This window comes from Streptomyces sp. NPDC006463 (genome assembly GCF_042870715.1).
In the GTDB taxonomy this organism is placed as follows: Bacteria; Actinomycetota; Actinomycetes; order Streptomycetales; family Streptomycetaceae; genus Streptomyces.
The window spans coordinates 334,207-348,224 of sequence record NZ_JBIAHP010000005.1 but is presented as its reverse complement, the minus strand read 5'-3'; the positions used below and the strand labels follow the sequence as shown (position 1 = coordinate 348,224).

General features: G+C 72.6%; 12 protein-coding genes. 8 read left to right on the top strand and 4 right to left on the bottom strand.

The window, feature by feature from the left end; all coding sequences use genetic code 11:
- Positions 1–168 precede the first annotated feature (168 nt).
- From ACFYOB_RS12590 to ACFYOB_RS12580, 3 genes are all read left to right on the top strand, one after another.
- Positions 169–822, top strand: a complete 654-nt coding sequence (locus ACFYOB_RS12590; protein WP_388558481.1) for a hypothetical protein — start codon at positions 169–171, stop codon at positions 820–822.
- 106 nt (positions 823–928) lie between these two features.
- Complete coding sequence (locus ACFYOB_RS12585) at positions 929–1,285, top strand: hypothetical protein (RefSeq protein ID WP_388558478.1); 357 nt, start codon at positions 929–931, stop codon at positions 1,283–1,285.
- A 95-nt stretch (positions 1,286–1,380) separates the two neighbouring features.
- A complete protein-coding gene (locus tag ACFYOB_RS12580; protein WP_388558475.1) occupies positions 1,381–1,563 on the top strand; it encodes a hypothetical protein in 183 nt (60 codons plus the stop codon).
- A gap of 70 nt (positions 1,564–1,633) precedes the next feature.
- On the opposite strand, the gene ACFYOB_RS12575 is transcribed toward ACFYOB_RS12580, so the two are convergent.
- Both ACFYOB_RS12575 and ACFYOB_RS12570 read right to left on the bottom strand, forming a co-directional pair.
- On the bottom strand, positions 1,634–2,044 hold the full coding sequence (locus ACFYOB_RS12575) for a hypothetical protein (protein WP_388558472.1): 411 nt from the start codon (positions 2,042–2,044) through the stop codon (positions 1,634–1,636).
- Between the two features lie 200 nt (positions 2,045–2,244).
- The gene (locus ACFYOB_RS12570) at positions 2,245–2,733 is read right to left on the bottom strand and encodes an RrF2 family transcriptional regulator (RefSeq protein WP_388558713.1); all 489 of its coding nucleotides are present in this window, start codon (positions 2,731–2,733) and stop codon (positions 2,245–2,247) included.
- A 112-nt stretch (positions 2,734–2,845) separates the two neighbouring features.
- Between ACFYOB_RS12570 and ACFYOB_RS12565 the strand changes: the two genes are divergently transcribed.
- From ACFYOB_RS12565 to ACFYOB_RS12550, 4 genes are all read left to right on the top strand, one after another.
- Positions 2,846–3,673 carry a hypothetical protein gene (locus tag ACFYOB_RS12565; RefSeq protein WP_388558468.1) on the top strand — a complete coding sequence of 276 codons (828 nt, stop codon included), beginning with the start codon at positions 2,846–2,848 and terminating at the stop codon, positions 3,671–3,673.
- A gap of 80 nt (positions 3,674–3,753) precedes the next feature.
- Entirely contained in the window at positions 3,754–5,745 is a 1,992-nt protein-coding gene (locus tag ACFYOB_RS12560) for an FUSC family protein (protein WP_388558465.1), read from the top strand.
- A 71-nt stretch (positions 5,746–5,816) separates the two neighbouring features.
- Entirely contained in the window at positions 5,817–6,536 is a 720-nt protein-coding gene (locus tag ACFYOB_RS12555) for a hypothetical protein (protein ID WP_388558462.1), read from the top strand.
- Positions 6,524–7,807, top strand: coding sequence for a sensor histidine kinase (locus ACFYOB_RS12550; RefSeq protein WP_388558710.1), 1,284 nt, complete (start codon positions 6,524–6,526; stop codon positions 7,805–7,807). The genes ACFYOB_RS12555 and ACFYOB_RS12550 overlap by 13 nt, the downstream gene beginning before the upstream one ends.
- 122 nt (positions 7,808–7,929) lie before the next feature.
- Here ACFYOB_RS12550 and ACFYOB_RS12545 read toward each other — a convergent pair whose 3' ends face one another.
- Positions 7,930–10,017, bottom strand: a complete 2,088-nt coding sequence (locus tag ACFYOB_RS12545; protein ID WP_388558459.1) for a PhoX family protein — start codon at positions 10,015–10,017, stop codon at positions 7,930–7,932.
- A 294-nt stretch (positions 10,018–10,311) separates the two neighbouring features.
- Between ACFYOB_RS12545 and ACFYOB_RS12540 the strand changes: the two genes are divergently transcribed.
- A complete protein-coding gene (locus ACFYOB_RS12540; RefSeq protein WP_388558456.1) occupies positions 10,312–12,015 on the top strand; it encodes a VWA domain-containing protein in 1,704 nt (567 codons plus the stop codon).
- A gap of 99 nt (positions 12,016–12,114) precedes the next feature.
- On the opposite strand, the gene aspS is transcribed toward ACFYOB_RS12540, so the two are convergent.
- On the bottom strand, positions 12,115–13,932 hold the full coding sequence (aspS, locus tag ACFYOB_RS12535; RefSeq protein ID WP_388558454.1) for an aspartate--tRNA ligase: 1,818 nt from the start codon (positions 13,930–13,932) through the stop codon (positions 12,115–12,117).
- Positions 13,933–14,018: the final 86 nt, after the last annotated feature.

The following is a 14,018-nucleotide window of genomic DNA, read 5'->3' as shown; positions in this document are numbered from 1 at the left end:
TCCCAAGGGGTGGCCGGAGCGGTCGTCAGCTGCGAAGACGTCGGAATCCCGATGCGACACACCCGTGACGTTCTGTCAGTCTCCCGTGTTGCACCACGTGCTGACGGGCAGAGGAGGTGTCCACTGCTCACATGACCCGGCTGCCCGAGCCGGACAGGAGGGATTCCCATGCCCCGCGCCAAGTGGGTCGTCGCCGCCCTGACGGTGGTGCTGCTGTCCACCGGAATCAGCGTTCTGCAGCGCACCGAGGGCGCCGCTCCCTCGGCCGCGACCACCGACGACGCGCTGCCCTCGCGGGCGCTGGGGCTGTCCGACCACCGGCGTCTCGCCCGGCAGCGGGAACATTCCGGTGAGCACACCCCCGGCCAGGGCGCGCGCTCGCCGAGGACGGCCCCCGGTCCGCTGCGGCCGGTCACCGGGCCCATGCGGCCCGCGCGACCGGTGCGGTTGCGCGTCCCGAGCCTGGACATCGACGTGCCGCTGGCCAAGGCGCGCGAGGGGCACGAGAGCCATGAGGGGCATGAGGAGCATGAGGGGCATGAGCGTCGCGAGGAAGCCGCCTGGGACACCGCCGGTCCGCCGCCGGGCTCGGCCGGCACCGCGGTGATCAACGGGTCGGGCCTGGACCTCGCCGGACTTCAGCGCGGCCGGACCGTCGAGATCTCCCGCGCGGACGGGCGTACGGCCGTGTTCACCGTCATCCGGATCTCTCCCGGCGAGGCCACGGGCCACGAGGACCGGGCCGGACGGGCCCAACTGCGCCTGATCGGCGGCGAAACCGCCGCACTGGCCCGGCTGACCGGGCAGCGGCGCGGCCGCTGACCCACCCTCGCGGGCCGTCACCCGTGGGGAGTGACTTCGTCCCCCGGTCGGGGGCTTCTGCGCACCCGGCCGGGAGCCGCCCGACTTGGAGGGGCACACCCCCCGCATGAGCGGGAGGCGGCGCACGCGTGCGGCATTGACCCGGGCCCTGACAGCGGCCTGTGTCGTGCTGCTGTGCGTGTTCGGCGCCGGTCCGGCCGCCGCGACGGTCGCCGAATCCCAGACCTCCTCCGCCGCGCCCGCCGAGCCCTCCGAGGGGCAGTCGGATCCGGCCGCCGACCCCGAGGTACGTGCCGCCGTACGGTGGCTGCCGCGCGGGGTGCCGGGCCTGCGCCGGACACCGCTGCCGCTGTTTCACGTGAAACACGGGGACCTGCCCGCGGGCGAGCCCGCACCGGGCCCGGGGAGGACCGAGCCGGTGCCGGCGCCGCCGACGGTGCGGAGTGTGGTCCTGCGCTGCTGAGCCGGCCCGTGCCCCGGGGTCCGGTCCGAATCGACCCGGCGGCCCCGGCAGCAGCGCAGTCCCCCCACACCCCTTGAGCACCGTGAGGTTCCGTCATGCCCATCGACCCGTACACCGCCCTGAACGCCATGCTCCGCGCCGAGGCCGCCCGCTTCACCCCGCCGGTACGCCAGAGTGATCCGGCCGCGCCGGTGCGGACGCCGGCCGCGGCCGCCGACTCCGAGAGCACGAGCGGTAGCGAACCGCAGCACACGGCCGCGCCGGACTCGGCCGCGTAGGAGCCCGCCGCAGACATGGAAGAGCCGCCCGGCCGAAAGTACGGCCGGGCGGTACGGCCAGGAGCCGGGGCTAGGGCTCCCGTGTGTAGTAGCGGTAGAACGCCGCCGCGCCGACGCCCACGCCGGAGAAGAGGCCGATGACGGTGGAGGTGAACACGCTCGCCCCCGTGAGGCTGTGCAGGTAGCCGACGGCGATGCCCGCGAAGGCTCCGTACGCGGCGGCGTGGATCTCGCGCATGAGGCGGGGACCGACGCGGTTGAGTCCGAACATGCAGCCTGCGAAGAGCGCGCCGCACAGGATGCCGTAGAAGACGTTGCCCGCGTCCACCCCTTCCGTGTCGCGCCTGATGAAGGCGGCCCAGACTCCGTAGACGAGTCCCATGAGCAGGGCGCGGATGAGGGCGTTCCTTGCGGAGTGGTCCGTGACCGCCGACTGGCGGTGGGGCTGCCGCCGGAAGGCTGTGGGTGCCGCATGTGCCATGACGGGCTCCTCTCTCCCATCCTCCAGGGCACACCCGAGAACCGGGACCGGCAAGTGGATCACGGCCCTCTCAGGAGGGGCGCACCGCCACGGCGTCGACCTCGAAGAGCATGCCGGGCATGCTGCGCGTCATACCGAGCTCCCTGGCTCCGTTTCGGTACGTACGGATGTGTGGCGCGACCACCTCACGCGTGAGGTGCCTACTGCGCGGCGAGCCAGGCTCGCAGCCGCTGCGGGGCCTCGGGGGCCTGCCGCTCGGCCTGCTGCCGGATCTCGTCGAGGTCCTGCGCGGCCAGGGCCCTGCGCCAGGCCAGTTCGGCCCGGGCCATGGCGTGCGCGACGGCACACTCCGCGGCGTCCGCGTCCGCGTCACGACCGGCCGCCGGTCCGGCGCCCGGGCCCTGCTGCCGGATCTCCGCGCACCTGAAGGCCTCTTCGGGCCCCTCGACGGCGGCGACCACGTCCATGAGCGAGATGGCGGCGAGCGGGCGGGCCAGCCGGAAGCCCCCGCGGGGGCCGGGTGCGGAGGTGAGGATGCCCGCCCGGGCCAGCGCCTGGAGCTGCTTGTTCAGGTAGGCCGCGGGCAGGTCGTGCCACGCGGCGAGCCGCGCCGCCGACACGGCCCGCTCGGGGCCGCTCCACGCCAGGTTGACGCAGCTGTGCAGCGCCCACTCGACGCCCTCGCTCATCTTCATAATCTGGATATTAGATATCCAGATTAAAACCCACAAGGGTGATACCCGCACCCGCCCGCAGCAACAAGGCTCGCGCCGCCGCCCCGCCCCGGCATTCCCTGGTGACGTGCGCACCATTCTGTCGGCGGTCCTCATCGTGCTCGCGGCCCTCCTCGTGCCCGCGAGCGCCGTCGCGTACTGGGCCGACCACGAGCTGGGCGACGCCGACCGCTACACCGCCGCCATGTCCCCGCTCGCCGCGGCCCCCGCCGTACAGGGCGTCGTCGTCACCCAGGCCGGCCGCGCCCTCTCCGGGCAGATCGACGCGGGCCCCTTCCAGGGCGACCTGGACGCCCTGCTCGGCGAAGCCCTGAGCTCCTTCTCCGGCACCCCGGCCTACCGCACCGCCTGGGACGCGGCCAACCGCGCCGCCCACAACGCCTTCCTGAAGGCGCTCACCACCGGCCACGGCAACGCCGTCACCATCGACCTCGCACCCGTCATCGCGCAGGTCAAAGAGGAACTCGTCGCCGACGGCGTGCCCTTCGCCGACCGCATCCCGCAGACCCACGTCTCCGTGAAGGTCATGGAGTACGACAACCTCGGCGCCCTCCGGAAGGGATTCCGCATGCTCCAGATCGCCGGCATCTGGCTTCCCGTCCTGACCGTGGTCCTGGCCGCGACGGCCGTCGCGGTCGCCGTCCACCGCCGACGCGCCGTCGTAGCCACCGGACTCGGGCTCGCGGGCGGAGCCCTCCTCCTGTGCATCGCCGTGGACCTGTGCCGACGGCTCACCCTGGACGACCTGCCGGCCGACATCGACCGGGCGGCCGCCGGGGCCGTGTACGACGCGCTCACCGCGTTCCTGCGCACCAGCGCCTGGATCGTCCTGGCGATCGGGGTCACCGCCGCGCTGGGCGCCTGGCTGGCGGGCCAACTGCGCCGCACCCCATAAGCTCGGAAGGTACCAACGTACGCAGAACGACGCAGAAGAGCCCAGAAGAACCGATTCGCGAGCGGCGGCACGGAAGCGGAATGAGCACCGAACGCACCGAACACATACCGTCCGGGCGAGACCGGCAACGCCCGCTGGCTCCACCCGCCTGGCTGCTGAACGGACTGCGGCCGAGCACCGCACCGATCCCCTGGGCCGCCGTGGTGCGCGCGGCGGTCGCGCTGTCCGTCCCGCTCGCCGTGGGATTCGCCCTGGACGAGCCCGAGTACGGCGCGCTCGTCTCCATGGGCGCCCTCGCCGGAGTCATCGGCGACACCGCCGACGCCTACCGGATGCGGATCCTGAACATCGCCGTACCCCAGCTCTTCGGCGCCGTGGGCGTGGCACTGGGCACCCTGGTCTTCGGACACGGCTGGGTGGCCGTCGGGGCCCTCACCCTCATCGCCCTGCTCTCCGGGATGATCTCCTCCATCGGCACGGTCGCCTCCGTGTCCGGACTGCTGCTCCTGCTCAACGCCGTGATCGGCGCCGGTCTGCCGCTGCCGCAGCCCTGGTGGACGGCGCCCCTGCTGATGAGCGCGGGCGGGCTGTTCGTCCTCGCCCTGACCCTGCTGGGCTGGCCGCTGCGCGGCCGTCAGCCGGAACGCGTCGCGGTCGCCGCCACCTACCGGGCACTGGCCGACACCCTGCAGGCCGCCGGCGGACCCGACTACACGGAGCGCCGCCAGCAGCTGACCCAGGCCCTGAACCAGGCCTACGACCTGGTGCTCGGCCGACGGGCCCGGGTCCACGGGCGCAGCCCCTCGCTGGTGCGGCTGCTGACCCAGCTCAATGTGGTGATCCCGCTGGTGGAGGCCGCGCCCGCCGCACACCTGCGCGGCCGGCCGCTGCCGCCCGAGATCCCCGCGGCCGTACGGGACCTGGCGGCCGCCGTCGAGGAGGAGCGCACGGGAAGCCCCGTGATGGAGCTGCCCACCCCGCACACGCCGGCCGAGCGGGCCGTCGATTCGGCCCTGCGGCACGCGGCGACCCACGTGTTCCTCGCCGAACCGGACCCCTACAGCCTCGACGACCGGCTCGGCCGACCCGCCGCCCTGCGGGTCCGGGCCGGGCACGCGGTGCACGACATGATGCTGTCCAGGGCCTCCTGGCGGTACGGGCTGCGGCTCGCGCTGTGCATCGGGCTCGCGCAGTCCCTCGTCTCGCTCATCGAGGTCGAGCGCTCCTACTGGGTCGCGCTGACCGTCACCTTCGTCCTCAAGCCCGACTTCGGCTCGGTGTTCTCCCGGGCCGTGCTGCGCGCGCTGGGCACCGCGGCCGGGCTGGTGATCGCGGCGGCCGTGCTGGCCGAGGTGCCGCGCGGCTGGTGGGACGTGCCGGTGATGATGGTCCTGGCCGCCCTGATCCCCGCCTTCTCCGTGAAGGGCTACGCCTTCCAGACCGCGGCGATCACGCCGGTCATCCTCCTCCTCTCGGACCTGCTCAACCACCAGGGCTTCGACCTGATCCGTCCCCGGCTGGTGGACAGCCTGATCGGCTGTGCCATCGCCCTCGTCGCCGGCTACCTGCTGTGGCCCGAGAGCTGGCACACGCGCATCGGCGACCGGCTCGCCGACACCGTGGAAGACGCCGCCCGGTACGTGGAGCGGGCCTTCGGCGCCCATCCGCCGACGCAGGCGGGCCTGCGGGAGGCCCGCACGGCCCGCCTGCAGGCACGGCGCCGGATCTACCGCGACCTGTCGGACGTGCGCAGCGAGTTCCAGCGGGCGCTGACCGAACCACCCCCGACGGGAGCGCGGGCCGCCGCGTGGTGGCCGCTGGTCGTCGCCGTCGAACGCATCGTGGACGCGACCACCGCCGCCCGGGTCCGCGTCGACCACGGCGCCCGCGCACCGGAGCCGGCCGAGGTCGACGGCATCACCCGCCGGCTCCGCGCCCTGGCCGGGGCCGTCCGCTCCACCACCACCCCGGTCCGCTCGGAACCGGAACCGACGGACGACGAGTCGAGCGTCCTGTCCCCGCTCCACCAGGAACTGGCGGCAGCCCGCGCCATCACCGATCCGGGCAGCTGACCCCGCTCCCGTCAGGCCCCGGATGGCCCAATGGCCGGGCCGAAGGCACCCCGGCGGGAGAGCATCGGTACATGCACCGCGCGCTGGCCGCCATACCGGTCCTCGCCGCCGTTCTCGCGGCGACGGCCGGCTGCGCCGACGTGGAGGGTCTGCAGAGCGACGGTGACCTCGGCACGGTGCACGCCCCCCGCTCCCTGTGGCAGGACATCCACCCCGACCCGCCCGACCCCGGGCAGCAGCCGGGCACGGCCGCCCCGGTACCCGGGCTCCCCAAGGTCTCGGACAAGGGCAAGGGCATGCGCGGCGTCGACGCGCTCGCCGTCGTGCGCGCCGACATCACCGCCGGCACCACCCAGGACGGCGGCACGGGCCGCCTCGTCGACCCCCGGGCGGTACAGCGGCTCGCGCTCTGTACACAGGCTGTGGACGGCGGCCCCGACTGCCCGGTGCGCCCCGGCGTCCTGCACGACCTGACGGGCGACGGCAAGGACGAGCTGATCACCGCCCTGGACGTGGACGGCCGCGTCAGCGAGCTGCGCGTCTACACCGCCCGCGACGACGGCTCCGTCGACCGGATCCTGGCCCGGCGCGGGGTGCTGGAGGGAGTGGAGGTGGCCGCCGAACACCTGGCGGTGCGCGAGCCCACCTCGAACCCGAAGTACGTCGCCGTCTCCGACTACGTGTGGGACCCGGGGGCCGGGCTGATGAACCTGTCGCAGCTCACCCTCGACGAGTGCCCGACTCCCAAGGAGACACCGCTGAGCTGGGGCCGAACGCGATGCGCGCGCTGAGCAGCCTGCGCTGGAAGATCGCCCTGACGACCACCATGGTGTGCTGCATGGTCGCCGCCGCGCTGGGGATCCTGGTGCACAACGTGGTCGCCCGGCAGATCGTCGGAGAGGTCCGCAAGGAGGCGGACGGGGATCTGGACCACGCCCTCGGCCACTACGAGTACGGCACCGCGCACGGCGATGTGAACGCCGCCCTGGACCCGCCCGACCTGCCGGAGCCACTGCGCGAGCTGGTCGCCCGCGGGGACACCGGAAGCATGGTCGGCGAGCACGGGGCCAAGCCCGTCATGTGGGCCGCCGCACCCGCCGACAACCAGGCCCTCGCGGTCTGGATCCCGTACGAGAGCACCCGCAACCGGCTGCGGGACATCGACGCGGCGATCCTCGCCTCCTCGGCGCTCGCGGCCGGCGTGGTCGCGCTGGCCGGCCTGTTCCTCGCCAACCGGATCAGCCGGCGGCTCACGACCACGGCCGCCGTGGCCCGCCGGATCAGCGCCGGGGACCTGGACGCCCGGGTGGACTTCCCGGCCGACGGGGACGCCCGCGCGAGGGACGCCGGAGACGGTCCGCGGCCGGCCCGCTCCCGGGACGAGGTACGGGACGTGGCACAGGCGCTGGACTCGATGGCCGGGTCGCTCCAGGACCGGCTGGAGGCGGAGAAGCGCTTCACGGCGGATGTCGCGCACGAACTGCGCACCCCGCTCACGGGTTCACTGGCCGCAGCGGCGCTGCTGCCGGAGGGCCGCCCCAAGGAGATGATCAACGACCGGCTGGGGGCCCTGCACCTGCTCACCGAGGACCTGCTGGAGATCTCCCGGCTGGACTCCGGCGTCGAACAGGCGGAGCTCGCCCGGGTGGAGCTGGGCAGGGCGGTGCGGCGGGCCGTCGCCGCGACCGGCCTGGACGCCTCCGTACGGGTGCTCCGGGACACGGTGGTGCTCACCGACCGGCGCCGCCTGGACCGGATCCTGGCCAACCTGCTGGTCAACTCCCACAAGCACGGCGGGCCGCCGGTCGAGGTGACCGTGGAGGGCCCGGTGGTGGTGGTCCGCGACCATGGGCCCGGCTATCCGTCCGAGCTGATCGAGCAGGGCCCACAGCGGTTCCGCACCGGGGACCCGGGGCGCGGCCGGGGCCACGGGCTGGGGCTGACGATCGTGGCAGGACAGGCAGCGGTCCTGGAGATCACGCTCGGCTTCACCAACGCCCCGGACGGGGGCGCGGTGACCACGCTCCGGCTTCCCGTAGGGCGACTGCCGGACGGAAGTTGACCGAAGCGACGGCATGCGCGAGGGCATGAACGAGGGGATGTTTCACTGGGGTACCTCCCAGCGTTGGCTGGGGGAGAAACATCCCCTCGTGCTGCCTCAACCGGACGTGCTCATCGGCTGGGTCAGACGCCGATGTTCTTGCCGTCCTTGCGCCAGACGGAGATGACCGCCGGACGGACGATCTTGCCGGGGCCGTCGGGCCACACGGACTGCGGCTTCTCGACGGACGCGCCGTCGATCTCACCCGGGTGCTGCACGGACACCAGGACGCGCTTGTCCTGGACGAGCGGGCCGCAGGTCTCGGCGCCGCGCGGCATGGTCAGGAACTGCTTCAGCTCACCGCGGCGGTCACCGGCGGTGGCGACACCGAACAGGCCGTCGTGGGAGCCGAGCTGGTTGCCGTCCGTGGAGATCCACAGGTTGCCGTGCGGGTCGAAGGCCACGTTGTCCGGGCAGGAGATCGGGCTGACCTTGTCCTTCGGGAAGCCCGCGAAGTAGGTCGCCGGGTCGTTCGGGTCACCGGCGACCAGGAAGAGCCGCCAGGCGAAGCCGTCGCCGGCCGGGTTGTCGAAGTTCTCGGCGAGCTCCAGGATCTGGCCGTGCTTGTTCAGGTTGCGCGGGTTGGCCTCGTCCGCGCCCGCCTTGCCGGGCTTGCCGCGGTCGGCGTTGTTGGTCAGCGCGATGTAGACGCGACCGGTGCGCGGGGACGGCTCGACGTCCTCGGGGCGGTCCATCTTGGTCGCGCCCACCTTGTCGGCGGCCTGACGCGTGAAGACGTAGACCTCCTCGGCGGTCATGCCCTCGACGTGCGAGACGTTGCCGGTGGCGAGCTTGATCCAGACGCCGGAGCCGTCGAACTCGCCGTCGGCGGGGAGCTTGCCGGAGCCGTCGATCGCGTCGGCCGGGGAGTCGCCGGTCAGCTTGGCGACGTAGAGGGTGCCCTCGTCGAGCAGCGTGAGGTTGTGCTCCTTCGCCGCGCGCGAGTTGCCCTTCTTCATCTGCTTCGACGAGACGAACTTGTAGAAGTAGTCGAAGCGCTCGTCGTCGCCCATGTAGACGACGGGACGGCCGTCCTCGGTCAGGCGGGGCTGCGCGGCCTCGTGCTTGAAGCGGCCGAGCGCGGTGCGCTTGCGCGGGGTGGAGTTCGGGTCGTACGGGTCGAGCTCGACGACCCAGCCGAAGCGGTGCGACTCGTTGGGCTCCTGCGCGACGTCGAAGCGCTTGTCGAACCGCTCCCACTTGCGCTCGGTGGCACCGGCGGTCACGCCGTAGCGCTTCAGGCGGGCGGCCTGGGTGGGGTCGGTGACCGTGCCGGCGTTGCCGAAGTACTGGTTGAAGTTCTCCTCGCCGTGGAGGGTGGTGCCCCACGGGGTGGTGCCGCCGGCGCAGTTGTTGAGGGTGCCGAGCACCTTGGTGCCGGTCGCGTCGGCCGACGTCTTCAGCAGGGCGCTGCCCGCGGCCGGGCCGGTCAGCTTGAACTCGCTGGTGGCGGTCAGACGGCGGTTGAGCTGGTGGCGGGTGACGGCGGTCAGCTTGCCGCTGCGGTGGTCCTCCTGGACGACGACCACGGACAGGCCGTGCGCGGCCCAGGCGATCTCGACCTGCTCGCGGGTCGGGTTGGCCGGGTCGTACCCCTTGAACATGAGGTTCTCGTCCGTGTACTCGTGGTTGGCCACGAGCAGCTGCTGGCGCTCGTAGTCGCCGCCGAGCGGGAGGAGGCTCAGGAAGTCGTTGTTGTAGCCGAACTGACCGGCCTGCGCGGCGGCGGTCTGCTTGTCGGCGTTGAACCCCGGGGCACCCTTGAGGATCGGCTCGCCCCAGCGGATGACCACGTTCTGGTCGTGGCCCTCGGAGACCGTGACCTTGTCGTCGGTGTTCGGCGCGACGGGCTTGAAGCGCAGACCGCGGGCGGCCTCGCCGCTCTTGGAGGCGCCGGCGGCCTCGGCCTCGCCGACCGGCGCGGCGTTGGCGCTCTGGCCGGGGCCGCTGAGGGCGACGGCGGTACCGGCGGCGGTGGCGACGGTCACGACGGCGGCGGTACGCAGCATCGAGCGGCGGGAGTACGCGCGGGCTATGACATCGCCGGCGTACTCGTTGTCGCTGGTGTTCGGCACCTCGTGGAAGCAGGCGTCGCCACAGCGGTAGCGGCAGGTGAGAGCGGAACGGCCGCTCCCATGCGGGTTGCCGATGAGCGGCAGGAGCTTGCGCACGAGTGTCCTCCGAGTAGCTGCGTGGGCGCCGACAACATGTCGGAACAATCCAGCGGTGACGCTAGGCGGGAGTTGCGCCGAAGTGGCGGCGCGGGGATGAACGATCGGTGAACCCCGCGCGTCGGAGCGGGAGTTCGGGACGGGGGTGAGCATGTCCGGAAGTCGGACACCACGAAAGGTGCCCCTCCCGAAGATCCAGCCGGGCGGCCGATAACCTTACGTGTCCACTCTGGGCAGGGATCATCCGCGCAGCACGGACAAATGACGCACGCACTCATGCGAAAGGCCTGGCCCATGGGTATTCGGAGCTTGTTGCGCAAGGTGTTCGGACGGTCGGCGGAACCCGTTCCGGAGACTTCGGACGCCCCCTCGGCGAACCTCCCGAGCCAGACGGAACGCACCCCGTTGGACGTGGCGGCCGAGTTGGTGGCCGCGTCCTTCGACAACCCCACCGTTCCGCCGCAGTCCGCGCCCCGGGACCGCGAGCCGGGTACGGTCCTCACGGCCCCGGCCCCGGACCCGTCCCCCGCGTCCGCGTCCGCGCCGCCTGCGGAGGCCACGGTCCCGGAGGCCCGCCGCCCCGTGCCTCCGGCGGTTCAGCAGAACCCCGCCGAGCCGGTGGTGCCCGCAGCCGAGGCCGAGCCGGTCGCGGCCGAGCCCGAGGCCGCCGCCCCCGAGGCGGAGCCGGTGGCCGCGGAGGCCGACGTACCGGCGCCGGAGACGGACCCCGAGCCCGAGGTCGCCGCCGAGGCTGAGGTCGCCGCCGAGGTCGTGGCGGAGCCGGTGGCCGAGCCCGAGGCCGAGGTCGAGGCGGAGCCCGAGACCGCACCGGAAACGGCTGCCGCCGAGGTCGCGGCCCCGGAGACGGAGCCGGTAGCCGCCGAAGCCGAAGCCGCCGCCCCCGAGGTCGAGGTCGCCGCCCCCGAGGCGGAGCCCGAGGTCGAGGTCACCGAGGTCACCGCCGAGGCCGAGCCCCTGGCCCCCGAGGCCGAGGCTGAGGTCGTGGCGGAGCCGGTGGCCGAGCCCGAGGCCGCCGCGCCGGAGGCGCAGCCCGAAGCCGAGGTCGAGGTCGAGCCCGAGACCGCACCGGAAACGGCTGCCGCCGAGGTCGCCGCCCCGGAGACGGAGCCGGTAGCCTCCGAAGCCGAAGCCCCCGAGGTCGAGGTCGCCGCCCCCGAGGCGGAGCCCGAGGTCGAGGTCACCGCCGAGGCCGAACCCCTCGCCGCCGAGGCCGAGGTCGCCGTCGAGGCCGAGCCCGAGGTCGAGCCCCTGGCCGCCGAGGCCGAGGTCGTGGCGGAGCCGGTGGCCGAGCCCGAGGCCGTCGAGGCCGAGGAGGCGGGGCCCGCACACGGTGCCGCCGCGGTGCGCAAGCGGGCTCCCGGGGTAGCCGGGGCCTACAAGGCTGCCGGGCAGGTGCTCCGGGGCAAGGGCAAGACCGGGGCGCGCGCCAAGGTCTACCTCGTCCTGGACCGGTCCGGATCGATGCGCGGGTTCTACAAGGACGGCAGCGCCCAGTACCTCGCCGACCACGCCCTCGCCCTGGCCGCGCACCTCGACGACGAGGCCACCGTCCACACGGTGTTCTTCTCCACGGAGCTGGACGGCACCGCCGACCTGGCCCTCGACAGCCACGACGAGGGCTGGGTCGAGGCCCGCCACGCCGAGCTCGGCCGGATGGGCCGCACCAGCTACCACGTAGCCGTCGAGGCCGTCGTCGAGCACTACCGGAAGGACGGCGGCGAAGGCCCGGCCCTCGTCGTCTTCCAGACGGACGGCGCCCCCGACAACCGGCAGCCCGCCAAGGCGGCCCTGACCGAGGCGGCCACCACCGCCCCCGGCATCCACTGGCAGTTCGTCGCCTTCGGCGACCACGACGCGAAGGCCTTCGACTTCCTGCGCAAGCTGGACGCCGAGAACGCCGGGTTCTTCCACGCCGGCCCCGCTCCCCGCGAGCTGACCTCCGCCGCCCTCCTCAAGGGCGTCCTCGACCGGTTCTAGAAGGTCCCGGAAGGTTCGGGAACGGGGGAAGGGCCCGGGATCCAAGGATCCCGGGCCCTTCCTCACACCTCGGCCTCACACCTCGGCCGGATTACCGCATTACCGCGAGGCGTCCGGGTGGACGGCCTCGGCGATCGGCTTGGCCTCCGCCGGCTTCGTCTCCACCGGCTTGCGCAGCGCGATGTTCAGCTCGCGCAGGCGGGTCTCCTCCAGGACGGTGGGCGCGCCCATCATCAGGTCCTGCGCGTTGCCGTTCAGCGGGAAGGCGATGGTCTCGCGGATGTTCGGCTCGTCGGCCAGCAGCATCACGATGCGGTCCACGCCCGGGGCGATGCCACCGTGCGGCGGGGCGCCGAGACGGAAGGCGCGCAGCATGCCGGCGAACTCGCGCTCGACGGTCTCGGCCTCGTAGCCCGCGATCTCGAACGCCTTCAGCATGACCTCGGGCTCGTGGTTGCGGATGGCGCCGGAGGACAGCTCGATGCCGTTGCAGACGATGTCGTACTGCCACGCCAGGATGTCGAGCGGGTCCTTCTCCTCCAGGTCCTTCATCCCGCCCTGCGGCATGGAGAAGGGGTTGTGGGAGAAGTCGATCTTCCCGGTGTCCTCGTCCTTCTCGTACATCGGGAAGTCGACGATCCAGCAGAAGCGGAAGACGTTCTCCTCGAACTGGCCGGCGCGCTTGGCGGCCTCGACCCGGACCGGGCCCATGATCTTGGAGACCTCGTCGAAGTCGCCCGCGCCGAAGAACACGGCGTGGCCGGGGACCAGGCCCAGGCGCTCGGTGAGGACCTTGACGTTCTCCTCGGTGAGGAACTTGGCGATCGGGCCGGTGAGGGCGTTCTCCTCGCCGACGCGGACCCAGGCCAGGCCCTTCGCGCCCAGGGAGACCGCGTAGTCGCCGAGGCCGTCGAAGAACTTGCGCGGCTGGTCGCCGGTGTCCGGGACGGCCAGCGCGCGCACGTGCTTGCCGGCGAACGCCTTGAACTCCGAGCCCTCGAACACGTCGGAGATGTCGACGAGCTCCAGCTTGGCGCGCAGGTCGGGCTTGTCGTTGCCGTACTTCAGCATCGACTCGCGGAACGGGATCCGCGGGAAGGGGGAGGTGACCTCGCGGCCGTTGCCGAACTCGGTGAAGAGCTCGGTCATCAGGCGCTCGATCGGCTGGAAGACGTCCTCCTGCTCGACGAAGGACATCTCCACGTCGAGCTGGTAGAACTCGCCCGGCGAGCGGTCGGCGCGGGCGTCCTCGTCGCGGAAGCAGGGCGCGATCTGGAAGTACCGGTCGAAGCCGGAGATCATCAGCAGCTGCTTGAACTGCTGCGGGGCCTGCGGCAGGGCGTAGAACTTGCCCGGGTTCAGGCGGGACGGCACCACGAAGTCACGGGCGCCCTCGGGGGAGGTCGCGGTGAGGATCGGGGTCGCCATCTCGTTGAAGCCGAGCGCCACCATCTTGGAGCGGATGGAGGCGATGACGGCCGAGCGCAGCATGATGTTGCGGTGCATGCGCTCGCGGCGCAGGTCGAGGAAGCGGTACTCCAGGCGCCGCTCCTCGTTCACACCGTCGTCGGTGTTGATGGTGAAGGGCAGCGGGGCGGCGGCGCCGAGCACCTCGACCTCGGAGACCTCGATCTCGATCTCGCCGGTGGGCAGCTCGGGGTTGACGTTGTCCGCGCCACGGGAGACGACCTTGCCGTCGATACGGACGACGGTCTCCTTGGTGACGCTGCTAAGCGCCTCGTTCGCGGCGGTGCCGGGACGGGCCACGAGCTGCGTGATGCCGTAGTGGTCACGCAGATCGATGAAGAGGATGCCGCCCAGGTCTCGACGGTTGTGCAGCCAGCCGCTCAGCCGGACGTCGGCGTTGACGTCAGAGGCGCGGAGCTCGCCGCAGGTGTGGGACCTGTACCGATGCATCAGTCATCCAGTTCTTCGCGATACCAGGGTGGATTCAACCGTCACAAGGTTACCGTCCGGGCGGCGGCCGGGTCGGGCACGCCCGC

Excerpts from the sequence above, each read along its gene's own strand:
- ACFYOB_RS12590 (WP_388558481.1), top strand. The coding sequence starts at position 169 with ATGCCCCGCGCCAAGTGGGTCGTCGCCGCCCTGACGGTGGTGCTGCTG.
- ACFYOB_RS12585 (WP_388558478.1), top strand. The coding sequence starts at position 929 with ATGAGCGGGAGGCGGCGCACGCGTGCGGCATTGACCCGGGCCCTGACA.
- ACFYOB_RS12580 (WP_388558475.1), top strand. The coding sequence starts at position 1,381 with ATGCCCATCGACCCGTACACCGCCCTGAACGCCATGCTCCGCGCCGAG.
- ACFYOB_RS12575 (WP_388558472.1), bottom strand. The coding sequence starts at position 2,044 with ATGGCACATGCGGCACCCACAGCCTTCCGGCGGCAGCCCCACCGCCAG.
- ACFYOB_RS12570 (WP_388558713.1), bottom strand. The coding sequence starts at position 2,733 with ATGAGCGAGGGCGTCGAGTGGGCGCTGCACAGCTGCGTCAACCTGGCG.
- ACFYOB_RS12560 (WP_388558465.1), top strand. The coding sequence starts at position 3,754 with ATGAGCACCGAACGCACCGAACACATACCGTCCGGGCGAGACCGGCAA.
- ACFYOB_RS12555 (WP_388558462.1), top strand. The coding sequence starts at position 5,817 with ATGCACCGCGCGCTGGCCGCCATACCGGTCCTCGCCGCCGTTCTCGCG.
- ACFYOB_RS12550 (WP_388558710.1), top strand. The coding sequence starts at position 6,524 with ATGCGCGCGCTGAGCAGCCTGCGCTGGAAGATCGCCCTGACGACCACC.
- ACFYOB_RS12540 (WP_388558456.1), top strand. The coding sequence starts at position 10,312 with ATGGGTATTCGGAGCTTGTTGCGCAAGGTGTTCGGACGGTCGGCGGAA.
- aspS (WP_388558454.1), bottom strand. The coding sequence starts at position 13,932 with ATGCATCGGTACAGGTCCCACACCTGCGGCGAGCTCCGCGCCTCTGAC.